The following is a 23,591-nucleotide window of genomic DNA, read 5'->3' on the forward strand; positions in this document are numbered from 1 at the left end:
TCGTCGCAGTCCTGCTCGAGAAGGGATCGACATGAAGAAGGTGCCAAGGTCACACTCGTTGCTGCTGCTAGCTGGATTCATGCCAGTCGCGATGATGCTGCAGACGGCCTGCCTTGAGGCCCAAAGCGCGAAGAGCACCAAAGCTGATGTCCAGGTGATCCGACGGTCGCTCACTCAGGAGAGTGAGAAAGACCGCGTCAATGCCTGGACCGTCGGGCTCGCCGGCGGCCTGCTTGAAGGCGCACCGATCCGTCTCGCCTCGGAAATGGCACGCGTCGTCGATGACGGCGCAGATCTGCATCTCCTACCGATTGTCACGCGCGGGGCCACCGACAATTTGAACGCGTTGCTCTATTTGCGCGGCGTCGACACGGCGATCATCAATTCCGACGCGTTCGAGGAATACAAAATTCAGGCACCTCAGGTCCGAAGCCGCATCACATACCTGCTCAACCTCTTCCCGTCCGAGCTGCATGTTTTCGTGCGGCCGGAGATCACAAATCTGCAAGATCTTGCCGGTAAGAGAGTCAACTTCAACACCTTGGGCACCGCAGCCGCCTACTCCGGACCGCTGATCTTCAGCCGCCTCGGCATCGAGGCCGACAAGACATTTATTCCGCATCAGGTTGCCTTGGAACAGATGCGCAAAGGGGAGATATCGGCCGTCGTATTCATTACGTCAAAGCCGGTCGACGCCTTCGTCCGCGGTCGCTGGGAGGCGGGCTTCAAATTTCTTCCGGTTCACTATGACAGTAGATTCGAAGACTATTACCTGCCGGCGACATTGGAGCCAAATGAGTACCCAAACCTTATCAAGCCGGGTGAGCGAGTTTCGACGATCGCGGTTTCGACAGCGTTGGTTGCTTTCAACTGGGCGCCACGCTCGAACCGCTATCAACGCGTCGCTCGTCTCGTCGAGTATCTGTTCTCGCGTATCGATCGGCTTCAGGCGCCGGGCTTTGACGCGAAGTGGAGGTCGATCAATCTAGCAGCCACCGTTCCTGGTCTCACCCGTTTTCACGCCGCTCAGGAATGGCTAGATCGCAACTCGCGGAGAGCAGAGTCACCATGAATAATGCGGCCGCTCCTCTGGTCGTCGCCGTCAGCTTCGCCTGCCAAATCGCGCACGCGCAAAGTGCGAATGATCCCATGGGAATAGCTCGAGCGTGTTCGGTGGCGGAGGGGTCAGGGCGGCGAGACTGCCTGCATAATTCGCCACGCGAGGCTCCATCGCTCGGCCGACGAGCATCAGACAACCGATGGGTTGTGAGCGAGACTACGTCACCGATCGATTATTCCCCAGTCGTCGCCGCGACCACCTCCTCGGTCAGCGCTACCGATGGCGCCGCCATGCAACTCTCGATTCACTGCCGAGCCGGTCGCACGGAGGTTACGGTCGCAGGAGCTTTGCTCTCACGCAGCGCCAAGGAATATGTAATTTCGTATCAAGTCAACGCGGATCCGCCAATTCGGCTCGAGGCCGCCTCGCCGTCGTTCGGGTCCGGCGTCTCTTTCGGTGGCGATGCCATTCAATGGCTGAAGGCACTACCAAACGACGGCAGTATTGTTGTGCGTCTTTCGCCTCGCATCGGCGCGGTACAGGAAGGACATTTCCAGCTCGATGGATTCGGGCACGTGCGCGAGAAATTGGCGGCGGCATGCAAATGGCCACATAGCGTCGCCAGACCAGGAGGGTGATGGTCATAGAAAACGGGCAAGGAACAAGATGAGCAAATTGAAGTCGGCAATGGCAGCCATCATCAGCGGCCTGGCGGTGATAGCCCTGGTTAGCGCGAACGTTCGTGCCGAGATAGACAACCCTGTGATCTCACAAGCGAATGATAGCTTAGCAAATTCTCAGACGCAGAGCAGATTGAAGCCGGCGAGAAAGCAGGGCCAGCACCAAACAAGGCACCCCGCCGCTCGGGCTGAGCCGATGCTAGCTCGGGCGACAAAAGCCGCCCCCGCCGCGAAGTCGCATAGGCTGATCCTGCAGGTGAACTCCAACGAGCCTGCCATGATGAATCTGGTGCTCAACAATGCGACCAACGTCGCGCAATTTTACAGCGATAGGGGCGAGCCCGTGTCCATCGAGGTTGTCACCTTCGGCCCTGGCCTTCACATGTTGCGCGACGACACCTCGCCGGTAAAGCCTCGCATCGAGGTGCTCGCGATGAGCCATCCCGAAATATCTTTCAGGGCATGCGCGAACACCCAGGAAAACATGCGTAAGGCGGAAAGCAAGGACATTAAGTTGATTCCGCAGGCCACGGTCGTTGAATCCGGCGTCGTCCGCGTTATGGAGCTGCAAGAGCAGGGCTGGAGTTACGTAAAACCCTGACTTCGCGGGCGGTTAGATCATCAATGGACCGTAGCTCGGCGCGGCGCGGATTACCGATGATATTAGTGCGGTCGCCCCCAAGAGCCGTTATTGGAGCAGCAAGCTTGAAACACTAGAGGCCTATCGCGGCGCCGGACTGAGCAAGCCATCCAAAGCCCGACTTACGATGCTGGCGGTCAGATGCGCAGGTTCGCCACGGCCCAAAACGAGGCACTGAAAGCGCAGTTTCCACGTCATGCTCGTACTTTCGAAGTGCAAAACGCTCTTGGACGTCCGCCGGCCCTCACCAAGCGCAGCAGCCTTTTACGTTTGTGCGGCACGATGGTGCAGCACGATGCGCCGATCGTGGAGACCTACTCCAATACTAACACCTAAGAGACGGCCCCGGCTTTGGGGCGGCTGTTGAGGTGGCCGGGGCCGCTCTGCCAGCTCCGCGGTAAGCTGGCGACTCTCAAGCTAAGAAAGCCCGCCTTGTTCCTCCAGCGGCTCCGCCTTGGCAAAAGAAAGCGAACGATGCAATAACGGCAATCGCGGTCACTCCGTTAAGCGACGCAAATGCCTTCATAGTCGGCGAAACTCGGCTACCCGCTGCTTCAGCGAAACTCTGGCCTCAAAGCCTGCGAGCAGCCAGGCCATAGACTGCGTGTGACCTTTGCGTGATGTGTGATTTCCCCACCACGCGCTGAACCTGTAGGCTGACGGCGGCAATGGTCGACGAAGAATGTCTTCGATTTCCGAGAAGCTGAGGCGGATCGTTTCTGCCTCGCGGCGCTGCAGCTCCTCCCGCAGGGGGTCGTAAACGGACATCAAATCCAGCTCGTCACGGCATCACGGGAAAAACAGGTTTCCCATTTTAATCTTCTTAAAACGATAGGATTACGACATAATCATTTTAATTCCTCATTCGGGAAAAAGCTAGTTTAAATTGACCTCGCGACCGTCAATGCACGGGCAGCTGAGGCACGGTCCGCAAATTTCGAAGTCCTATGTCTATTCTAGGTCAGAAGCTTTGAAGGCCTCTCAAGTTCAGTACCACTCTTGCGGGTGCGAGCGTGTACATTGGCGAGAATAGACGGTTGTGATTGTGCTCAGCGCGCTTGAGCGCGAAAGGCGCGAAATTGAGTCTGTCCGAAGCGAGATTCAACTAACGCCAGTCGGATTTCTTTCAACCATTTGGAGAGTCTTCCCATGGCGATGGGGACGGTTAAGTGGTTCAACGTGACGAAGGGTTACGGTTTCATCCAGCCTGACGCTGGCGGGCCGGATGTATTCGTGCATATAGCGCGGTGCAAAAAGCCGGTCATGATGCATTGCGCGAAGGAGCGCGTGTCAGCTACGAGCTTAGAACGGGTCGATCCGGGAAAATGGCTGCCGAGGATCTGCGCGTTGATTGAAACGCTACATGCAAAGCCCGGCCTGCGCCTGGCAGAACGAAAGAAGCCGCCCTGAGGCGGCTAGTTTTAGTGGTCTTCTCCTCTACTTATACTTATTTCTCGAGCGCGTCGGCAGTGTCGCGCGCGGCGTCCTTCAGGTCTCCCGCCGTGTTATGGACGTAGCCGCAGGCCTTATCCATCTTGCCTTCGGCTTGTAGATGCTTGTCTCCGGTAAGCCTGCCAGCCCCGTCTTTGATCGCGCCTTTGTCGGCGGCACCCTTCACATGTTCACGGTCCATGACCGCTACCGGTCTTGTCCAGAAGACAAGCACAACGACACCGTCACGCTGTCGCTCCTGCGAACTTCGCAATGAACAATAGTCAGCGAAGCGCGGGCGAAGGAGTGATTGCGTTCTGTCCTGGTAGCCTTTGTGAAATGTGACAGCGCTCCAGTCATAAGTTTTTGTAGGTTTAGCGGAAATGTTCGGGGATGCTCACGTTGATGGAACGGCGGGGCCTACATGGAGAAACGGCCATGCGATACTTGCCTTTGGCATTGCTCTTCGCACTACCACTCATATCGCTACCTGCTGCCGCGCAGCAGCAAACGAGCGCGACACCTCAATCCAATGTTGCTCAAGCCGTGCAAACCGAAGCTGATAAGGGCATCAAAACCCGCAATTCGGGCGAGTCCGGCTATGTGGGCAACCAGGACCGGCCTGGGGCGGCTTCTCATGCACCGGGAGAGACACCGAACGCGGTCGGGACCACGACCGGTAGCAGTGCGCACGGCGATCAATCAAACACGAATAGTTCGCAGGCTGACTACAACGCTTCCTTGAAGGATGGCTCTGCACCAAAGAAATAGCAGCTTGCGACCACCGACTTGGAACAAGAGATCGCCGGCGATCTGCCGGCAGCACAAGGAGTGAAACCCGCGAATAGGCTAGCGGGTTTCCTTGCGGGCGAAGGCGCGGCCGCTGCTTTGAGAGAAGTCGGCTCTTGGTCCTGAGCGGCGCCAGCCAAGCCCTGACCGACACCAAAATGGGCGTGTGTTTCATACGCCATACCGCTCCCACGCCAATAAGATTACCCCGACTACATTTCCTTAAAGATTGGCCGTAGCAGCAACGGATTCGGCGCTCAAATCGGTGGCAAGCAGGTGTGTTGAGGCGCTCCAACGGGCAAAATGCGGCCCTAGAGGACAAGCCTCGATGCAAACCAGAGCACGACACAAAAGCAGATGCCGATTCCCACATAGGGCAAAACAAGGCGCATCGCTCCCTCCTTGGCTCTGAGACGCTACGGGCCGCAGCGCGATTGCATATTCGCGATGCCATGACCATCCAATCGGACCCTGCACGAAACTGTGACGAGCAATCGCGGGCTAGCGGCGGGACGGCTGCGATTCTCTGCGTTACGCACGACGCTGGGCTGAGATGGGACGGGGACGAGATTCCTCCTAAGGCCGCGGCAGAGCTGAGAAGTGCTGCGGCCGTTCAGGCCGCATCGTCAAATTAGCAGGCTCGTCGCTAAACTCCTCAGAACATCGATTTAAAATATTAATTCCCTTGATTTAAAACGTGATTTATATATGGCAACGAAACGTTGTAGATGTTCACCGCGCATCTTCACGTGAAGCATAAAGAACGGAGGGGGCCATGGCGGTTTTATTCGGCGATACGATTGGGTCGCTCACGGGACGACAGCATGGCGGAAGCCAAACTCTGATTGGTTCTGAACCGATGAACCTATTATTCGGGGACGCGGGTTTGAACTTACTCGACCACGCAATTGGCGGTAACGACACATTGGTAACTTCCGGCGCAGGAAGTCTGTTCGGCGACGCAGGCGGTAATATTTCCGATCATGCACGGGGCGGCAACGATACGTTGTCAGCGCAGGTGCTCGCGTCTGTTGTCACCATTGGCGAGGCTTTCATCCTGAATATGTACGGCGATGCTGGCGGTGATATCTCGGCTTGGGCTATTGCCGGCAATGACACCCTTGATCTCGAACTGCCCCCGACCTTTACACCCGGGGTGAAGGTGAATGCCTACGGCGATGCCGGCGGAATCTTGTCCGGTCACGCCCGTGGTGGCGACGACCATTTCAGCGTTTCTGGTGGTGGGCATCAGACCGCCACCGTATACGGAGATGCCGGCGGCAACTTAATCAATTGGGCGGCGGGGGGCAACGACACGTTCGTTGGCCACGTCGGACCGGACAGTAATGTAGTGTTCTTTGGCGACACGGGCGGTAGCTTGCTCGGGCTTAGCCGTGGCGGCGATGACAGCTTCACTGTGAGCGGATCTGAGTACAACAGTTATCTCTATGGCGATGCCGGCGGCGACATGGCTGGTCATGCGGCTGGCGGCAACGACAGCTTCGCCGTGAGCGGAGCCAATCCGTTCAATTTTGTCTTTGGCGATGCCGGTGGAAACATGTCCGCCTTCGCCGCCGGTGGGAATGACACCTTCAATGACTCAAGCGATGTAACCCTGACCGATCGAAATGTCTTCGCCGGCGACGCTGGCGGGAACATGTCCGGTTCCGCCCGAGGCGGGGATGACACCTTCAACAAGACCGGCCTAGGGGGAAGTACATTCTATGGCGACGCCGCAGGCGATATGTCCGACCGTGCTCACGGCGGCGACGACATTTTCCAGGCCTCAGGCACCCAAGACCAAAATATCTTTTATGGCGACGCCGGTGGCAATATGGGTGATCGAGCTGTTGGCGGCGACGACATCTATATCGGTGGCAACGTATTCCCCGGGCTGGTCAATCAGGCGTATGGGGATGCGTCGGCCATGTCCGGCCACGCCGACGGCGGTAATGACACGCTGGTTGGTGGCGATGATCCGAATCCGCATCCGGCGGGCAGCTACGAGACCATTCTCGTCGGCGATGCACGATCCATGTCCGACCACGCATGCGGCGGCGACGATAAACTAGTAAGCGGCACCGGAAATGATGATATCTGGGGCGATGCCCAGATGACGCTTGGCTTGGCCAAAGGTGGCAACGACACGTTTGTATTCAATTTCGACAACGGCCACGACAAGGTCGAGGATTTCGGGCAGGGGCTCTCGAATTTGGGAGCCGATCACATCGATGTCTCCGCGCTTCACATAGAGGACTTCAGTGATCTGGGTATTTCGCTGTTTGACCCTGTAACACACGAGAGCACGATCACGTTCGGTCTGGGAAACGACGTGGTGGTGCATAGCGAGCAAGCCCTCAGACCTCAGGATTTTATCTTCGCGCCACATCAGGAGGGTTTGTTGGTCTGAGCCGACGCTCACGGCTACCCGCGCAGCCGACACACATTTCCAGCGTCGTGCCCGCCTCAGGGCGACGAGGTTATCGAGTAATCCTCGGCTGCCCCGGCAGCGTTCAGACCCATCTCGTCGTGCTGCAAAGTCCGAAGTTGATCCCGCTCGACGGCTCTGAGTAGGCGACGAAACGTTAGATTCCACCGACGTCCTGCTCCATCTCCGCTGACGCGCGGGGAACAATCGAAGCCGTATTACGTTTCGGTAGCTGTGGAGGCCCCTCATGAGTAAAGAGTGGAATAGCCACCGCACTTCAGTCGTACTTTTCGCTATGGCGGTAATCGTCACGATCCTCGCGGCGTTCGTCACGACACTCGATGGGGTCGACACAAGGACGGCGAGCAACGAGACGCGGCCCGGTACGACGGGCCTCGCAAGGCCACATCCGCCACTGGACCTAGCACCAGGCGAGCCGGTACTTGGCAACAGGAAGCTGCCGCATATCCCGCCTACCCGATGATCGGATTGAACCGGCAGCTCGTAAGAGATCAGCGCTCCCTCTGCCGCTCGCTGAAGGCTGGCGAGCTGCGGCCGGAAATGCGTTCAAAGCGGGGGTAGAGCACGCGCGCCGAGCTTTCGGCCCCACGATCGCTTTCATGCCGCCGCATCCGCAGCGAATCACAGCATGCTCAGCGTACATTGCCAGAATCGTCTCGATCTTTCCGGCTCGATGGGCAGTCGAGCCAACCAAGCGACGGCCAACACGTCAAAGGACATGTCGTCACTCACGTGCCCGGAAGGCGGCGCGGGAGGCTCCCCAATGATACCGACTGGACGCGCTACCGAACTTGCCTCGGGTCGCATTTTCGTGATCACGCCATCAGTGAACTTATTTAATTTGATTTAATTTGATTTAGACGCTTTAATTCTTCAGCCAGCGCGGAGCACGCCATGCCCGACCAAGACGACGACCGTCGCGAATTTCTGAAGACCTGCGGAAAGTTCGCGGTGGTGACGCCACCCACGATCACAGCCTTGCTTTCGACCTCTCTGACCAGCACAGCCATCGCCCATTCCGGCGGCGGCTTGGTGCACCATCGCGGCAACAATGGTTGGGGCAATGGTGGCGGAGACGGCAGTCCTAACGGCAAGGACGACAGGGGCCGTTGAGGTTCTACTAGTTCGACCGCGGGCGTGGACCGATTGGCCGATGGGCTAGGTTCGCATGCCCTTCGGCGAAGTCTGATCAAGCTGCCTTGGCCCCCCGGCCAGCTGGATCAGGCCCCAGCTCCGGGCCGCCCTGGAGCTGGGGCTTTTTTGTAGTGGGCCACAGATGATTCGGCGCCACATCTGCCGGCTGCCTTGACGGAGGTGTGCCGCTGCCCCTGAAGGGAGCGAACAATGCGGCTTGAGCAACAGAGCTGCTGATCATTCGGCATTTCCGCTGGTGGCCCATACTAACTAATCCTGCGTTCCATCGCCTATCGTCTGTGGAAGCCCGGCCGGCCATAGTGTCACGGCCAGAGTGGGGCATCGTCGTTCGAGAACGAGCATGGCACGCTCGCACACCTCAAGCCCGTGACTTGAGAAGCCAAAGTTCTCTTTAGTTCACGATGTGCTCCAATGCGCTCACCATGGGTCGTAAGGTTGCTCGAAAATAGCTGGACTTCTGTGTGGACTGGAGTGTGCATTCCACCATCCAAATCCATCAGCGGAGCATGATCTCGAAACAGGTAATTTCTGCGCAGCGTTAGCAGGCAACCGGCACGCGTTCACCTCGTCACCTGCTTGTGGTTTGAAAGCACCGCGAGAGCGCTTCCTCCCCCTACAAACCCAATTTTGCCTGACCCGGAACGCGTCGGGGGGAGACAGTCGTCCGTCGCCCGACCTGCGCCTTGGCGTCCAGCACCTTGTCTCCAGCTCGTGCAGCGCGCGGAAGGCTGATCTGGTCCGAAAGGCTCGTGCCTCTCCCTGAGAGACCTTCTGTACCAATAGTGTTTCCTTGAGCCTGTGTTGCCGGCCCGGACCTATTTCGGGAAGACGCTAGGCCGATGGCCATTTGATCCTCCTTGCTCGTGCCGCTCCCGACCGCACCGATCGGCAGGCCATTTTGCGCGTGGCCAGCCCCTGCATTTCGTGCGGCCTGGGCTGCCGCCCGCGACCTCGCCCGCGTGGCGGGCTGAACGTTCGAATTGCTCGGCTCGGCGTTGATGCCTGGATTTCCGCTGGTGACAGTATCTTTCGTTCCGATTCCCGGAGTTGCTGACGAACCAGCGTTACCTGCACCCGTCCCCATTCCAGAGGGTGCCGACGGGCCAGAGCTGGCGCTACTCGGGCCTGTCCCGGTGCCTGCGCCCGCGGACCCGGCATTAGCCATGCCGTCTAACGCGAGGACCACCAGAAATGAGCTTGCGACGATGGCGGCAATTAATTGCGGCTTGGCGGGCATCTAACGATCTCCTTCGCCAAATCTGCATTAACCCCCACGCCGCAATCCAGTTCCTGTTGTTGCAACACACGCTCGTCCTCGAGCCACGCACTTCTTCACCGGTAATTGACCTAGTTCGCCGAGACGAGCGGCATATGCTGACTCGTCAGCGCAGCTGGGCCACGACCAGGCTTTTTCCAAGACCACTCTTTCGAAGGCGGATGCCCATTTCGGTTGAGGTCGCCCACTAGTTGCGGCTCGAGGCAGCCGATCCTGCCGAGATCAGCATCGTGGAGCTCGTGTCGGCAGCGAACCCCGTTCACGAGCCTGCGGCTGCTTCCGCCAGACCACTGCGCGGCCCCAGTCTTGAGACGATCCAAGCAGATCCGGTGTAGCCGCCCTAAGCGGAATGCGATCTTGGAGAACTCGCGGCGCCAGCTCTGCTAGAGCATTGCACCCCCTCTTAAAGGGCTGGCCACCCGTAAATTTCCCAAGTGTCGACCACTAAGCTCGCTGGTTTACTGGTTCGAGCCGAGTGCTCGCAGCATGAAAACACCGAAGCCGAAGCAATGGGCTAAAGAGGAGACCCAACGATTGGTAAGGCTTGCCCGGCAGGGAGTCGGCGCCGGCAGGATCGCGGCCGAACTCGGCCGCTACGCGGGGTCCGTGAGGCGAATGGCCCGGAAATTGGGGGTGTTACTGAAGAAATAGCATCGAGCGATTGTCGGTCTGCCCCGCCAATGTGTCGCGCGGCCGAACGTTACAGCTCAACGGTTCGGTCGATTTCCCGCATCAAACCCGAACGCGGCCTCGTTATGGCGGCCACAGAAGACCGCGCGGTCCAGCTTAGAAAGATGGTCATTTCCCTTTAAGCAGGGTTCTAGACCGGAATTCGATGATGCTGTGAAGCAATGACCCCAGCCGCAGGATGGATCACAGCCGTCGCCGGCATTCTCATTCCAGATGTCGCAATCGCCGTTGAATTCGCCTAGCGCTTTTGCACTGAAGCCCGCTCGATCAGGAAATCGTCTAGCTTCCGACCGCCTCGGAGCTGCGGCTGCAGCCACCGCGGCAGCCTGCCACGACCGGACCATGTCTCCGACGGGTTCTTGGGATTGCGGTATTTGGGACGAACGGGCGGGTATGGACGGCGTTTACGATCGAACCGTGTAGCATTCTCGGCCAGCCCAATCCGGTGAAGTCGTTCCTCCAAATGTGCTTTTTGCACCAAGAGTTTCTGAGTAAGGCTGGCAGTGACCTGCTGGTGAAACATCCAGAGCTCATCAAGGGAGAGCGAACTGAAATGCGCGGTGTCCATGGCGAGATCCGAGGTTAGGGACGAAAGCCTAGGCACAAAAGTCTGAGATGAAGAAGCAGGCAAGGCATCAGACCGATGATAATCGCACAATCCACATTTAAATGCGGGATGCGGCGGGGAGAATGGCATGACAGCGGTAATATCATGGCAGGCATTTAATTTGATCATCGACGCAAACACTCGCTCGCCGCAACCAAAACGAGATTATCCAAGAAACTCGCTCGTCAGCTTCGCCCCAACTTGGCCAATCGAGCTAACCCTGATGCAACCGACGCGAGTTGGATAGGTATTTAATCTGCTGACCGGCAACACATTTAATTCATTGCCCTGCCGGATTTTAGTCGTATCGTGGCCAATATCGCCGCTAAGTCTCGGGTGGGGCACATCACCGAGAGTTTTCGATGTCCGGTCATTTGCGATGTCGTTTCGTCAGCTTGGTTCTTCTTGGAGATCTTGCGGCGACACCTGCGCTCTCCGCCCCGTTTACTGACTTGTTTCATCCTGCACCTCGCGAACCTGCTACCAGCTCGTCAGCGCGACCGGAATGCTTGGCACAGCCCGGCAACCCGCCCGGCACCAGCCAGCGCTGGGTGTATCGGCGGGAAGGCCGCAACAAATGCTGGTTCTTGGCCGAGGGAGTCGCGACGGCGCGACAACCGGGTCATCGTCGCATCGCTAACCGCACCGTCAGGCCCGACGGGGACGAGACCATGCGGCAAAGGCGGAGCCCTGTAAGCGATGCGCGCGCGGAGTTATCAAGCTCTGCGAAGGCTGACGAGCCTCAACCGATGCCGCCGGCACGCGAAATGAAAGTGGCTAATGCTGCTTCTGTGTTCGATTCAGGCACGTCGACCCCAATTACGGCGGCCCCCCTCTCTGATCTTCCCAGCGGCCAGATCACGGCCGAGCATTCCGTGCCGTCCCAAGCTGAGGTTGAGAGGCTTTCCGCTGCCGCGCGAGGCAACTTATCTCTTGTTATGCCGACGGCTGCGCGCGACGAACAGGCGCCGGGCGAGTTGCGCAGCCGGGTGGCAACCTGGCTCGGTGCGGCATTGATGATGCTGGGAGGCTTCTCGATCCTAAGCGCGACTCGGGCACTTCGACACGCGGTGAGATTTCGCCACTGAAAACATGCTGGCAGATCACCCAGGGGCTCGGTGAGTTTCTGACGCGCTGGATCTACCGGATTGCAACACTTATAATGTTCCACGCGCCCGCACTTCATCTCATACTGCCTCAGCCCAACATTCGATTATGATGCGGTCCTCTCTTGTGTTCGGGACTGCCATCGTGCGGTACAAAGTGTTCATGGTGGACGGGAATCGGCGAGTGATCTGCGCTGCAAAGCTCGATTGCATTGACGAGCAAGCGGCGAGACGTCGAGCCCAGCAGATGAACGGCCAGCACGACGTGGAGCTTTGGGAACGCGATCGACTTGTTGCAGTGTTCCGAAGTGTAACGAATGAGACTCTGGGGCGAGCGCGCAATCCTGAATAGAGGCCCGGGCTTAACCGCTGAGTTCGTTCAAAAGCTGCGAGGTACGTCGGCCTGCTGGCGGCCCGTGCGTCGCAGAGACATACTCGCCGAGGTCCTTCCCCGCGGGACGCAGGCGTCGGCCTTTCCGCTTGTTCAAGATGCGAATATCAAGCTTCGGACCAGGCGGGTCTCGACCCTAAACGGCTCTCGCTTTGCCGTCCGCTCTGATCCGACGTCTTCGGCCGATTGCTCTCGCTTCTACATGTCGGAGCTTACTTCGGAGCTTCTCCACCTCTCTAAGCTCCGTCACAAGCGCCTGCAGCCGCGCTCTCAGAACGGCACAAGTCTGGGTACGCAACATCACATGCCTCGGAAAATGACTTGAACTAAAAAGTCGCCAAAAAAAAGAAACACGAACAATCACCCGACCGAAGCTCAATGAGCTAAAGCCGCAGCCGCCAGATGCTCCCAGTACTCTGCCTCTGCAAGCAGCTGCCAGCTTCTGCCCGGTTGGAGCGCGGCAGTCTGTCGACAAAGCAATGCCATGGCGCGAAAGCGGCGAGCAGCTTCCATTTGCAACCTCCCATTTTCTCCAAGCATATTTTTCAATTTTGCGATGGAGTCATCATGATTATATATTATAACCAAATTTGTCATTAAATCGCGGCTTTTAAAGTTCCATTCGCGCGCTTATCAGAAACGGCTTTCGGTTTAGGCTTCGCAAGGGTTTCGAATGCCGGTCGTCGGCGCTCTATTGCGCGTCAAAACGCACGAAGAACGTGCGGCCCACCACACGAGACGCGAAGCTCGGATATCGCGCTCCCAGCTTGTCGACCGCCTACCTGCACAACAGGGGCTCTTGGTCGTCGCGCTCCGGGGCCACCTGCGCCGGCTAAGCAGCGGCAATCATCGGAGCCTGACCAGGCTGAGATAGCCACACGATTTAAATAGATGAACTAAATATTTTGGTCGCGACAAAGTCTCGACAGGACCGTCGCAGGCAACCAATATAATCCGCGGCGCTCCTGGCTTGGGCTGAGTAGGTTACGAGCATTGACCTAGGTGAACGGAAGTAATTTTTTGCTGGTTTTTCCCGTGCGAGGTCGGCAAACTAGATCTTATTGGGATTTTATTTTCAGGGATATTGCGATGGGAAAACCTGTCGTTTCCCGTGAGGCATTCCGCGGGCTATTCGCATTTTATGCAGCCAAGGCTCATCACGACCATAGTCGGCGGGCGAACAGTGCCTGCTCAGGCTGTTCGGATCCGTGAAAGACATTCCCGATCGTCTACTGCAGCAGTGGTCGGACAGAGTTGCACGTCTGGGCTCCGAAACCGTGGGCCGGATAATGGAGCCGCAAGCCCACCAGGTCACAAGCGGCAACGCGCAATACGACCATGCCAGCGATTTTCTTCACGCGGTGCTGAAAGATCTCGGACAGAAAGTGCAGTAATCAAAATTGCCCGTTGTGCCGGTGCAACCATCCGAGATGTAGATTGTCTGGGCTGCTAGCTCACTCCTAGACGGCCTCTGCAGGAGCTAATGGGTAGCCATAGCAAGACACCACTCCGCAGTACACGGTTATGTGTACGAAGCCATATTGGCGCCAGAGCGAAGCAATACTGAAACACTTCCGTCCGATGCTGAGGCGAGTGAGGGAGGTTCAAATGACCAGCCTATTTTCCGGAGTTGTGTTCATAGCGCTCGCAGTGATCGGCTTTTCCTCGTTCATTTCGACCGCCCTTTCAGCATCGCGGGATGCGAGGTCCGCAACGTTATCAGTGCGGTCCGCGCCCGCACCCAACGTTCCCACCTGCACTTTGCCCCTGGGCCGCGGCCCGTCTCGAGTGTGAGTTCATAACCGGCTGCCTTCCGTACCAATCGATCTGTATTCCGCTGTTCGAGCAGATGCGGCTCACGCGGCCGAAATGGAGAAACTGCACGCGGGATAAATCCGGACTGGCTGTTGTTGGGGATGCCCTGCCTTTAGGTCAACGGATCTGTATTTTCCGAATCAACGTTCCATGGTCCTCACTCATGCGTCGACTTGCGGGGTAGAGGTGTGGGTCACTTTCTATCGATGCTACTGTTAACAACAGCAGTAACTTTAACTGTTTGCTTCGGAGTGGCGGCCTGGCGTCTCTCTGACGAGAGGGACGACGTCACTGGCCAAATCGCACGCCAGTCGTATGGGTGGAGAGCGACGCCAGCCAAATAATTGCGGTTGCACTCACTGGCATGATTCTTGCGACTTAAGCCACATCTCCGTCGGTCCTGGCAGGGAGCCGTTTCGCGATGAGGCAGAAATCACGAGTCCGAAAACTGCGCAAACCCACTCTGGCACACATCGTCTCCGAATTGACGAGATTGCTTAAAGCAATGAAAGACCTAGAGAGGCTTAGAGAGAAGGTCTGGCTGGCTGAGAACAACCAGAGACGCCGTTGATTCGAAACGGTGTGAGTTCGAAGCAGGATAGTGATGTCCCCGGCCCCGGCGATGAAGGGAGGCTGGGCAGGGGTGCAACGGCGGCCACTCGGTCGGTTCCGGAAGACCCACGCATCACCAATTTTACCGTGGAGACCGACGTCCTAGCCCGCTCGCTTCAGCGCAGGCTTCCCCTGACCAGTAGCGAACGGAGCTCGCTTCATACACTGCTGTGTCATCCGCCCGAGTGAGGCTGTTCGTTTGTCGCTCCTCCTAAGTGCTATCCTCAACTCCAGTCCCATCGAGGTCAGCACGGCCAAGACTGTCGAAAAATCGGAAAGCACGGTGAAAGCTTGTACGCTGGCTGAGGAAGCTTGGCTCAAAAATTAGTGGGCCGACGGCGCGCCTCCTGAGCAAGTTGGAGGCGCCAAGCATGATAAACGCGACGCCGCTTTTAAAGGCTGACGGGATTCGTCGATCGGATAGGCGCAATCAACCGTCATTCCCGCTGCTAATCATTCGTGAATTGCCGTCGTGATGCGCTTGCGAATACTAACTAGGGAATGGTGGTAGGGCTTTTGATTACTGGCTGCATCGGCATCTTAGCCGTGGGGGCCACATTCGCGGCGATCATCTACTACGATGCTCGGTCTGAGCGCCGGCGATAGCAGATAGCTACGAAAGCGCAACGGGTTTGCGATGCTATCGCGGGCGATCTACCAATCGAACGAAGCCTTCGTTGGTCCCCAGCTCCATTTGCCCGGCAGGTAAGGATCAGCATCCCCCTCCGCCTTGATAGCTTCCGCGAAATGCACGCCGGACGGATGAGGAGTCGCCTGAGAATTGACCTTTGAGTGGTCTTCGTCTCGTTCTGGTCTGTGAGCGATATCGGCCGACATGCTGCGCCTCCGTTGCCCCCGAACTGCTTAGCAATGCTCCTCGGCAAATGCTGTAGCCGAAGTGTTACATCCCAGATCGATGTTCTGAAGTGGCGCAGGTGGACGCCGCCCCGCATTAGCTGCCCGAGCAAACGGCCCCCTGGATGACATATTCACGCCCGGATGTAACCGATTGCACGGGCGGAGCTTGATTCGTCATGCTGGACGCTATTCTCATGCTGTTGGGAATTGGAGCGAGGCCCTTCTGCTAATAGCGTTTTGGGGGCTGCATAGGCATGTGTAAGCGGGTCGGCGCCTTGTACGGGCAGCCCGAGTGTCATACGGACCCACGCACGAAGGCCGCAGCGGAGGTTCATTTCGCTGCGGCCCCGCGCCGTGCCAAAAATCCGGGTGAAAGTTCTAGGGGAAATATGAAGCCAGCCCCGGTGAGCAGGAGCCTAGTCGGGACAAATCGGTAAAGCGAATCATTTTTCGCAAGTTCCGAAAATGAAACCGGAGTATTGCTAACAAAAATCCGGGGAACCCTGCTGGCGGACCGCCCAAAAGAAAGCCCCAGCTCGCAGGGTTGGGGGGCGGTGAGCTGGGGCCACTTCACTTGGGGTTACCCTTGGGGCAAAGGGCGCCGGGACAACTTGGCAACCGCAGGAGCGTTCCCGCCTATGTCCGATTATCGTAGGTGAAAGACAATGATCGTTTATCGCTGCAGGCTGCGCGGGGCATGGTTAGGGTCTGACCTCCCTGGCGCTGACAACTGCACACAGTTCGGGCCTGTCCTAAATCCTCCGGCCCGTTTCTCCTCGCCGCGTCGATCTTCGATGCCGGGAAAGGCAAGCTGGTTTCGGGCTTTCAGTGCCGGTGCGGAAAGCTCGTGTGAGACGACTAAGGAACCCGATCGCCTAACATAAGTTGGGCAGAACAGAATTTATGATTTTCGTGCTGTTTGTTCATGAGATGTGTCTCAACAAAAGGAGCAGCCGCGGTGTGCTAGTCAAATCACGTCCACACCGGCGCCCCTGGCCGATCGCGCTCGCTCCTGGCGATCTTTTGGCGATCTTTCAGCCTCCACCTTGCGGCCCGGCCGCTGATTGATCTTCGTCCTGGGTTCTCATCGAACTGCACTAAGGTAGAGACGCGAATTTCATAGGGGTGGTTCAGGCCCCCATCATCGGAGCAGATCGGACGAACGTGGGTATAAGGCTAGGGCATGCGGCTATCGAGACAGGCTGTACTCGAGAGTCAGTTATCCATTCCAAGTGCATTTGGCGCGTGAGAGCTACTGCGTATGGCGGGTTGGAAAGTAGGGCACATCCCTCGCTTATTCGACTGCCTGTGGCGGGGCAGGATATTTTCTCGCTAGACTCGCAAGCGGTTCGCCAGCCTCGCGCTTCCGGGGAGGCTGCCCGCGCAAGAGCACCGCTGCCCGTCGCTGACGCTGGCGATAGACCTTGCCAAAGGCTTGGGAAATCTGGGTCACTCGGAACGTTCGAGAAGTTGGCTGCGTTGAGCGGTCATTGCTGCGTGCTTCTGTCTTGTACAGACACGTAAATCGCAACACGGCCGGAGCATGGGCGCGATGGACAGGACAGCGCTGTTTGATGAGCTCAGGCAGATTGAACGCGATGTGGTCGACGGAGAACGACGGCTTGCCGAGCAAGAAGCTCTAATTATTGATTTGAAACGCCAACACTTGGATACAACCAAAGCCGAATCCGAACTTGAACGAATGCGCGAAGATCAGCGACGTCGCGACCTCGATCGACAACGTCTCCTCTCGCGGTTGCAGCCCTAAGGTGGTCCTCCCGGCCTTATCCAGCTTCTCTCCTCCCTGGCGCGCGCTCGATATGGTTCGACGAGCTTTCGCTAGTGGTCGTACGGACAGATCATCTATCTAGTCGTCAAACAGCGCGAACCTCATAAATCCTTTGATCAGGATTGCAGATCCAGATTAAATCGACAGGCGGTGACACGCTACAACTTCTCACCGTCTTTAACAGCGAAACGCATTCAGAGGTCGTTGATGATTGTATAGGAGGAACAGCATGAACCGACGAACCGTCCTTGCTTTGGCGCTGCTATCTGCTGCATTCACCAGCGCAGGATCGCAGATGGGACTGACGCAGAGCGATCTTCTGACAGGAACGTGGAAGCTCAACCTCGAAAAATCAAAATTTAGTCCTGGCCCACCCCCGAAAAGTCAAACCCTCAATTTTCAACGGGTTGGGCAAGATCTCCAGAATACTGCGGACACCATCGACGCACAGGGGCAGGCCTCTAAAATTGTCTTCATGCATATTTACGATGGGAAGCCGCACCCCACGACAGGCAATCCCCTGTTTGACGCAACGACGTACACGCGGGTCGATGATCACCACGTGAAGTGGGTTCGATCCAAAGCCGATAAGCCCATTCAAACCGGCTCAAACGAGATATCCGCTGAGGGCAAAACCTTTACCGTTAGTACTGAGGGCGTCGGTGCCAACGGTCAGCCGATCAGTAGCGTTGCCGTCTACGACAGGCAGTAGATCAAGGCCGTCTTATAGCGCTGCATCGGTACTGGGCCGGTGCAGCGTATAATTGCACTTAAGGACCCGCCTGCCGCGCGCGTACCAACCTCACAAGGCTCGGCTGGCCTTACCCGTTTGCGGCTGGATTTTGATGCGGCAATGAGACGTTCAAGCCCGACATCAGCGATTGGATGCAGCAGCGGTCCAGCTACGAGTCCACTCTTGAACCGCGTTCATTGGTGTCATGCTGCGGGAACTGCTCGCGCAAGGGTCAACCGAGCAAGGTCATCGTCTGGCAAAAAGACCATCCGGACAGGTTCCTTTTGAACGGGCCTTGCTTCTTTCCGTAAGCCTTTCTGATAGCGGATCGAGCGGCAGCAGACCTTCAAGTCATTCAGATGTTCGAGACCAGTGCTTCAATACAGGCGCCTCCGACCTCCATTCAGGTCAAGCGCGCGCGCTGCCCCGCGATTGTGCATCGTTTGCTTCACAATTGTCATGGCGCTTCCACCGCATCGCAATATACTCTGTCTAGCAATTAAGAATGTTAGGCGAACTTTCGATGATCCGACATGCGTTCCGCATGCTGGCCATAATTTGTTGCGTTTGCGGGCAGCCCGCCTATTCAAGCTACGAATCACAAGCGGTAACGCCACCCCTCTCGTTCTCGCAATTCTGCATTCAATATCCCGATGACTGCCAACGTCAGGACGACCGCAGAATCCGGGATTTCCGGTCCTCGATCCAGCGCTGGCGAGAACTCGCTCAGATCAATTCGACGGTGAACTTCGGCATAGCGCCCAGCGATCCGCCCGCAAGCCGCCGAGATTTGGAATGGCAGATATTTCCTGAGAGAGGCAATTGCGGAGATTACGCTGTCACCAAACGCCATCTCCTGCTGCGATCCGGCTGGCCCAGTTCAGCACTGCTACTTGCAGAGGTCGTTATCCGAGCAACCGGAGAGCACCATCTTGTGCTGCTCGTGCGCGAGGGGAAAGCGGTCCTCGTGCTCGACAATCTAAGCCCCGTTGTTACGCCGCTCGTGGATACCTTGGACCGATATGTCATCGTGCGGGCGGAGTCAGGAACAGATCCACAGCATTGGACCCGCGAGATTGCAGCCTTTTAGGCGCCAATTGACAGCCTCTGGCCAGCAGCCCTAGGAGTAACCATGCCCCGGTTTCCATGCACCGACTGGAAGGCCGTTAATCTAAGCTCGACTTTCGTGCGATTTCGCCCTCCCGCACCAAGTCAATTTCATGTAAGCAAAAGTTTCAATTTTTGGGATCGATATGACAAAGAAACGAGCTCTGATTACTGGCGTCACAGGCCAGGACGGCGCCTATTTGGCCGAACTTCTCTTGCAGAAGGGATATGAGGTTCATGGCATCAAACGCCGGACCTCGCTGTTCAACACCGATCGCATTGATCATCTCTATCTCGATCCGCACGAACCTAATCCGCCGTTCCGCCTCCATTACGGAGATCTCACGGACTCTTCGAGCCTGATCCGTATCGTCGGCCAGGTGCAGCCGGACGAGATCTACAATCTTGCGGCGCAGAGCCATGTGGCGGTTTCGTTCGAGGAACCTGAATATACTGCAAATTCCGATGGCCTCGGTACTTTGCGTATCCTCGAGGCCATGCGCATTACAGGCTTGGAAAAGAAGGCGCGGTTCTACCAGGCTTCGACGTCCGAGCTCTACGGTTTGGTCCAGGAGATCCCCCAAAAGGAAACCACGCCATTCTATCCGCGCTCCCCATACGCCGTCGCCAAGCTTTACGCCTACTGGATCACGGTCAACTACCGCGAAGCCTATGACATGTATGCCTGCAATGGCATCCTCTTTAACCACGAGTCGCCGGTTCGCGGCGAAACCTTCGTGACCCGAAAGATCACGCGCGCTTTAGCGCGCATCCATCTGGGCCTGCAGGAACGGCTGTACCTTGGCAATCTGGACGCGCTGCGCGATTGGGGACACGCGCGTGACTATGTCGAAATGCAATGGCTGATGCTGCAACAAGACAAGCCAGAGGATTTCGTCATTGCTACCGGCGTACAACACTCTGTCCGAGATTTTGTGAATGTGGCGGCCAATGAAGTCGGCATGACAGTTCGCTGGGAGGGAAGCGGCGTCGAGGAAAAGGGATACGACGCCAAGACTGGAAAGTGCATCGTTTCCGTCGATCCGCGCTATTTCCGTCCCACTGAGGTCGCGACGCTTCTTGGTGATCCGTCCAAGGCCAAGCAGAAACTCGGCTGGGAGCCGAAGACGTCGTTCGAAAGCCTGGTTCGGGAAATGATGAAGGAAGATCTCGAATCCGCAAAACGGGACGAACTCATTAAGCAGCACGGCTTCAGATATTATCCGCGCCACGAGTAGTTCTTACAGGTCGGCCAGAAAAGCGATCTAGCCAAGCAAGTGAGCGCCCATCGGGGCGCTCTTTTTTTTGAGATGACGTCACGCATCCACTGCTGTCGAGTGCCTTAGGACGACCGAACGGCCTCCTCAACGGGAAGCCCAATGTTGGTCGCAGCGTCCGTCAGGCCGGCATTCGTCTGCCCTGCCGCATTGCCCTGCCCTGTCATAGCATCCGACCACCGGCGCACGATCGTACGCCTGTCCCAACGATCAAGGGCTCGTTTTCTTCCTTCTTGGCCGTAGTGCTCCCGCAGGGCCGGCGCTTCGCTGAGTTGGCAAATTGCGAGCTCGAGGGCCGACGAATCTCCGGGCGGAATCACAAGGCCCGCATCGGTGACTTCCGCCGCAAGACCCGTACCTTCTTCGGCCATCGCGATGACAGGCCGAGCGGACGCGAAGATTGCGCCAAGTTTCGAGGGCAACACCAGATCGGCGGCCTCGGCCTTCTGCGGAATCAGATGAAAATCGGCCGTGGCCATCAATTGATTGAAGCTATCGATCGGCTGAAGCCCGAGAAAATGGATATTGCCATGTCCGGTGGCGAGTTGCTCGAGTCTCATTTTATGAGGCCCCTCGCCTGCGAGGATGAAGTGGATGTGCGGATGGCTTTTCTCTAATCCAATTGCTGCCTCGATCACGAGTTCGAGGCCTTGCTTGTTGGACATTGTTCCAGAGTAAAGTGCAACAACTTCGCTCTCGCCCAGCTTCAGCTCCTGACGGTATTTGGTCATTCGCGATCCCGGGCAGATCGCATTGGTATCAATCCAGTTTCTCACCTCGGCTGTCTTGTCGGGACGCAGCCCTTTGATTCTCAGCCGCTCGACCATTGCTTGAGAGATGGTTGAAACATGATCGAACGATCTGAGGATCGCCGCCTCGGCTTTCAGCATCCATTTTCGCAAGTTAGGATTGCGCAACAGACCAAGGTCGAACGCCGCATCGACCTCGAAATCCTGAATGTGGAGCCACGACTTTGCACCGACGCGACGGGCTACGAACGAGACGAAAGCAGCCGACATCAGCGATGGCGCGACGGCGATCATAATATCGGGTCGCCAGGATAGCGCCTGAAAGAGGACCGGCGCCGCGCTCGTGACCGCGAATGAAGCATGATGGACCAACCGTTTTGCGCCCGAGGGATGTCCCGGCACATAAATCGGCGTACGCGTCACTTGAACGCCGCCAATATCTCTTGATCTGAAGTAGGACGACTTGAACGCCGGGGGAATCTTCCAGGCCGGATAATAGGGCGGCGCCGTAATGACCTTAACTTCATGCCCCTCCGCAGCCAGGCTTTCGCAGAGCTCGGCGTTGTATTTCGCCACGCCGATCAGATCGGGCGCATAGTTGATGCCGACCAGAAGAACACGCATTAAGCCCCGCCCAAATCAAAGTTCAGAATAAAAAATCTTTTTGCAGTCCAAGTCGGTTTACTCAGTGCGTTGCGCTGACTTCCAAATGGCGTCCGTAGCCCTTCAAAAAATCTTCGTAGGCGGCCGCAAGACCGGCCCGCAGAGCAACGTTCGGGCGCCAGCCAAGCCCAAGAAGCCTCGAACTATCGAGCAGCTTGCGGGGCGTTCCGTCTGGCTTTGAGGTATCGAACACAAGCTTGCCTTCATAGCCCACGACTTCCGCAACCGCTGTTGCAAATTGGGCAATCGACAACTCGTCGCCGCTGCCAACGTTAATCGGCAGGTCGCTTGAATAATTCTTCAGAAGGAAAACGCAGGCGTCGGCAAAATCCTCGACGTTGAGGAATTCGCGGAGCGGCGTGCCCGTGCCCCACACAGTGACTGTCGGCGCCTTGGCGATCTTGGCTTCGTGAAAGCGCCGGATCAAAGCTGCCGGAACATGGCTGTGATCCGGATGATAATTGTCGCCGCGGCCGTATAGATTCGTCGGCATGACTGAGATGAAATCATCGCCATATTGCCGACGATACGCCTGGCACATTTTGAGGCCGGCAATCTTGGCGATTGCGTACCATTCGTTGGTCGGCTCAAGCGGCCCTGTCAGTAATTCGCTTTCGGCCATTGGCTGCTTGGCGTGTTTGGGATAGATGCAAGACGAGCCGAGGAACAGCAGGCGCTGCACACCGACCGCGTGGCTTGCGCGGATCACACTCAATTCCAACGCAAGATTGTCGCAGAGAAAGTCGACCGGAAAATTGTTGTTGGCTGCGATACCACCGACCTTTGCGGCAGCGTGAACCACGACCTCGGGGCGATTAGCCTCGAGCCATCTCAGCGTGGGCTCTTCCTTCGTCAGATCCAGTTCGCGCCGATCGGCCGTCAGTACAGTGCAATTCTCGGACGCGAGCCTGCGGACGACAGCCGACCCGACCATGCCTCGGTGACCCGCGACAAAGACACGTTTGCCCGAGAGATCGTAGGTAGCAGCCCCTGTCATCATATCCTCTACCAGCGTTCAGATCGGCGGACCTCACTCCTGTGAGTTCAGCGACCGTCGCATTACGCAATCACGCTGCCGATGCAGCCCCGCCAAACAGGTAACACAATCTTCACCATGCGACAGCCTGTCCCGGCTAGGCAAAGATATTCATGGTGAACCTGCACCGCGCGCACAAAAGGTCGGCACAAATGAAACAAAAACGAGCAAGGCAGCCGCATCGGCCGTGCGGCTGCCTTGAAGATCGATGAAAACGGCAGCCGCCGCCCGGGTTAGGCTAACGTCAGTACGCCCGGCGCAGGACGGGGCCAAGAGGCGCGCAAACCCGGTCCATATACCAGCCATAGGGCGTCTCGACACGCACCAGCGGGCAACGGCGCCACGGCGCGTAGCGGTAGGGATAAGGCTGCGCCCAGAACGTCACAGGCGTCGCCTGGCTTTCGCCCGACAGCAGGGCTGCCGGTGCAGGCATTTGCATCGCGGCGTTCGCTCCGCTCACTGTGCAGAAGGTAACAGTTGCGGCCAAAAGGCCTGCGCGGATCAACGTATTAAACATCCAAAATAGCTCCTCGCCCCTGCGGAGGTGATTCCCAACCATGCTCGTCAGATTCCCGCCGACCGACGTCGCCGGTTCGCCAGTTCACTCCGCGACCAGCCCAAATAGTGAACCGAAGTTTACCAAGGCCACCAGCGGAAATGCAACTGATGCCGAGGCAG

At 57.4% G+C, this 23,591-nt stretch carries 18 protein-coding genes and 1 pseudogene; 12 read left to right on the plus strand and 7 right to left on the minus strand.

The window, feature by feature from the left end; all coding sequences use genetic code 11:
• Positions 1-31 precede the first annotated feature (31 nt).
• The 3 genes from RPS27_RS38490 (at position 32) to RPS27_RS38500 (ending at position 2,341) form a co-directional block, all read left to right on the plus strand.
• Positions 32-1,072: a TAXI family TRAP transporter solute-binding subunit gene (locus RPS27_RS38490; protein WP_212065682.1), complete on the plus strand. Its 1,041-nt coding sequence runs from the start codon at positions 32-34 to the stop codon at positions 1,070-1,072.
• A 194-nt stretch (positions 1,073-1,266) separates the two neighbouring features.
• Entirely contained in the window at positions 1,267-1,698 is a 432-nt protein-coding gene (locus RPS27_RS38495) for a hypothetical protein (protein ID WP_249131502.1), read from the plus strand.
• 49 nt (positions 1,699-1,747) lie between these two features.
• Positions 1,748-2,341, plus strand: coding sequence for a hypothetical protein (locus RPS27_RS38500; protein ID WP_313755043.1), 594 nt, complete (start codon positions 1,748-1,750; stop codon positions 2,339-2,341).
• Positions 2,342-2,902: 561 nt separating this feature from the next.
• On the opposite strand, the gene RPS27_RS38505 is transcribed toward RPS27_RS38500, so the two are convergent.
• On the minus strand, positions 2,903-3,148 hold the full coding sequence (locus RPS27_RS38505) for a hypothetical protein (RefSeq protein WP_212065684.1): 246 nt from the start codon (positions 3,146-3,148) through the stop codon (positions 2,903-2,905).
• 381 nt (positions 3,149-3,529) lie between these two features.
• On the opposite strand from RPS27_RS38505, the pseudogene RPS27_RS38510 reads away from it, so the two are divergent.
• A pseudogene (locus RPS27_RS38510) lies at positions 3,530-3,735 on the plus strand (cold-shock protein).
• 92 nt (positions 3,736-3,827) lie between these two features.
• Here the strand turns inward: RPS27_RS38510 and RPS27_RS38515 are convergent.
• Positions 3,828-4,013 (minus strand): CsbD family protein, encoded by a 186-nt coding sequence (locus RPS27_RS38515; protein WP_212065685.1) that lies wholly within the window; start codon positions 4,011-4,013, stop codon positions 3,828-3,830.
• Positions 4,014-4,249: 236 nt separating this feature from the next.
• Between RPS27_RS38515 and RPS27_RS38520 the strand changes: the two genes are divergently transcribed.
• The 3 genes from RPS27_RS38520 to RPS27_RS38530 all read left to right on the plus strand — a co-directional run bounded on the left by RPS27_RS38520 (position 4,250) and on the right by RPS27_RS38530 (position 8,162).
• Positions 4,250-4,582 (plus strand): hypothetical protein, encoded by a 333-nt coding sequence (locus RPS27_RS38520; RefSeq protein ID WP_212065686.1) that lies wholly within the window; start codon positions 4,250-4,252, stop codon positions 4,580-4,582.
• Positions 4,583-5,375: 793 nt separating this feature from the next.
• A complete protein-coding gene (locus RPS27_RS38525; protein ID WP_212065687.1) occupies positions 5,376-7,010 on the plus strand; it encodes a hypothetical protein in 1,635 nt (544 codons plus the stop codon).
• A gap of 933 nt (positions 7,011-7,943) precedes the next feature.
• Positions 7,944-8,162, plus strand: coding sequence for a hypothetical protein (locus RPS27_RS38530; protein ID WP_212065688.1), 219 nt, complete (start codon positions 7,944-7,946; stop codon positions 8,160-8,162).
• A gap of 2,246 nt (positions 8,163-10,408) precedes the next feature.
• Here RPS27_RS38530 and RPS27_RS38535 read toward each other — a convergent pair.
• Positions 10,409-10,738 carry an H-NS histone family protein gene (locus RPS27_RS38535; RefSeq protein WP_313755044.1) on the minus strand — a complete coding sequence of 110 codons (330 nt, stop codon included), beginning with the start codon at positions 10,736-10,738 and terminating at the stop codon, positions 10,409-10,411.
• Positions 10,739-13,482: 2,744 nt separating this feature from the next.
• Between RPS27_RS38535 and RPS27_RS38540 the strand changes: the two genes are divergently transcribed.
• Entirely contained in the window at positions 13,483-13,668 is a 186-nt protein-coding gene (locus RPS27_RS38540) for a hypothetical protein (RefSeq protein WP_313755045.1), read from the plus strand.
• 1,687 nt (positions 13,669-15,355) lie between these two features.
• On the opposite strand, the gene RPS27_RS38545 is transcribed toward RPS27_RS38540, so the two are convergent.
• Positions 15,356-15,538, minus strand: a complete 183-nt coding sequence (locus tag RPS27_RS38545; RefSeq protein ID WP_313755046.1) for a hypothetical protein — start codon at positions 15,536-15,538, stop codon at positions 15,356-15,358.
• A gap of 1,573 nt (positions 15,539-17,111) precedes the next feature.
• Here RPS27_RS38545 and RPS27_RS38550 point away from each other — a divergent pair.
• The 4 genes from RPS27_RS38550 (at position 17,112) to gmd (ending at position 20,426) form a co-directional block, all read left to right on the plus strand.
• On the plus strand, positions 17,112-17,327 hold the full coding sequence (locus tag RPS27_RS38550; RefSeq protein ID WP_313755047.1) for a hypothetical protein: 216 nt from the start codon (positions 17,112-17,114) through the stop codon (positions 17,325-17,327).
• A 250-nt stretch (positions 17,328-17,577) separates the two neighbouring features.
• Positions 17,578-18,060 carry a hypothetical protein gene (locus RPS27_RS38555; protein ID WP_313755048.1) on the plus strand — a complete coding sequence of 161 codons (483 nt, stop codon included), beginning with the start codon at positions 17,578-17,580 and terminating at the stop codon, positions 18,058-18,060.
• Positions 18,061-18,604: 544 nt separating this feature from the next.
• Positions 18,605-19,171, plus strand: coding sequence for a transglutaminase-like cysteine peptidase (locus RPS27_RS38560; protein WP_313755049.1), 567 nt, complete (start codon positions 18,605-18,607; stop codon positions 19,169-19,171).
• A 163-nt stretch (positions 19,172-19,334) separates the two neighbouring features.
• Entirely contained in the window at positions 19,335-20,426 is a 1,092-nt protein-coding gene (gene gmd, locus RPS27_RS38565; protein WP_313755050.1) for a GDP-mannose 4,6-dehydratase, read from the plus strand.
• Between the two features lie 104 nt (positions 20,427-20,530).
• Here the strand turns inward: gmd and RPS27_RS38570 are convergent, their stop codons facing one another.
• The 3 genes from RPS27_RS38570 to RPS27_RS38580 form a co-directional block, all read right to left on the minus strand.
• Positions 20,531-21,838 carry a WcaI family glycosyltransferase gene (locus RPS27_RS38570; RefSeq protein WP_313755051.1) on the minus strand — a complete coding sequence of 436 codons (1,308 nt, stop codon included), beginning with the start codon at positions 21,836-21,838 and terminating at the stop codon, positions 20,531-20,533.
• A gap of 61 nt (positions 21,839-21,899) precedes the next feature.
• Complete coding sequence (locus RPS27_RS38575) at positions 21,900-22,874, minus strand: GDP-L-fucose synthase (protein WP_313755052.1); 975 nt, start codon at positions 22,872-22,874, stop codon at positions 21,900-21,902.
• Positions 22,875-23,157: 283 nt separating this feature from the next.
• Positions 23,158-23,430 (minus strand): hypothetical protein, encoded by a 273-nt coding sequence (locus tag RPS27_RS38580; RefSeq protein ID WP_259218947.1) that lies wholly within the window; start codon positions 23,428-23,430, stop codon positions 23,158-23,160.
• Positions 23,431-23,591: the final 161 nt, after the last annotated feature.

Source organism: Bradyrhizobium sp. WYCCWR 12699 (assembly GCF_032144035.1).
Classification (GTDB): Bacteria; Pseudomonadota; Alphaproteobacteria; order Rhizobiales; family Xanthobacteraceae; genus Bradyrhizobium.

Coding starts and splice junctions, on each gene's coding strand:
- RPS27_RS38525 (WP_212065687.1), top strand. CDS start 5,376: ATGGCGGTTTTATTCGGCGATACGATTGGGTCGCTCACGGGACGACAG.
- RPS27_RS38520 (WP_212065686.1), top strand. CDS start 4,250: ATGCGATACTTGCCTTTGGCATTGCTCTTCGCACTACCACTCATATCG.
- RPS27_RS38490 (WP_212065682.1), top strand. CDS start 32: ATGAAGAAGGTGCCAAGGTCACACTCGTTGCTGCTGCTAGCTGGATTC.
- RPS27_RS38575 (WP_313755052.1), bottom strand. CDS start 22,874: ATGACAGGGGCTGCTACCTACGATCTCTCGGGCAAACGTGTCTTTGTC.
- RPS27_RS38545 (WP_313755046.1), bottom strand. CDS start 15,538: ATGTCGGCCGATATCGCTCACAGACCAGAACGAGACGAAGACCACTCA.
- RPS27_RS38530 (WP_212065688.1), top strand. CDS start 7,944: ATGCCCGACCAAGACGACGACCGTCGCGAATTTCTGAAGACCTGCGGA.
- gmd (WP_313755050.1), top strand. CDS start 19,335: ATGACAAAGAAACGAGCTCTGATTACTGGCGTCACAGGCCAGGACGGC.
- RPS27_RS38580 (WP_259218947.1), bottom strand. CDS start 23,430: ATGTTTAATACGTTGATCCGCGCAGGCCTTTTGGCCGCAACTGTTACC.
- RPS27_RS38570 (WP_313755051.1), bottom strand. CDS start 21,838: ATGCGTGTTCTTCTGGTCGGCATCAACTATGCGCCCGATCTGATCGGC.
- RPS27_RS38550 (WP_313755047.1), top strand. CDS start 17,112: ATGGACAGGACAGCGCTGTTTGATGAGCTCAGGCAGATTGAACGCGAT.
- RPS27_RS38560 (WP_313755049.1), top strand. CDS start 18,605: ATGATCCGACATGCGTTCCGCATGCTGGCCATAATTTGTTGCGTTTGC.
- RPS27_RS38500 (WP_313755043.1), top strand. CDS start 1,748: ATGGCAGCCATCATCAGCGGCCTGGCGGTGATAGCCCTGGTTAGCGCG.
- RPS27_RS38505 (WP_212065684.1), bottom strand. CDS start 3,148: ATGTCCGTTTACGACCCCCTGCGGGAGGAGCTGCAGCGCCGCGAGGCA.
- RPS27_RS38535 (WP_313755044.1), bottom strand. CDS start 10,738: ATGGACACCGCGCATTTCAGTTCGCTCTCCCTTGATGAGCTCTGGATG.
- RPS27_RS38555 (WP_313755048.1), top strand. CDS start 17,578: ATGAACCGACGAACCGTCCTTGCTTTGGCGCTGCTATCTGCTGCATTC.
- RPS27_RS38515 (WP_212065685.1), bottom strand. CDS start 4,013: ATGGACCGTGAACATGTGAAGGGTGCCGCCGACAAAGGCGCGATCAAA.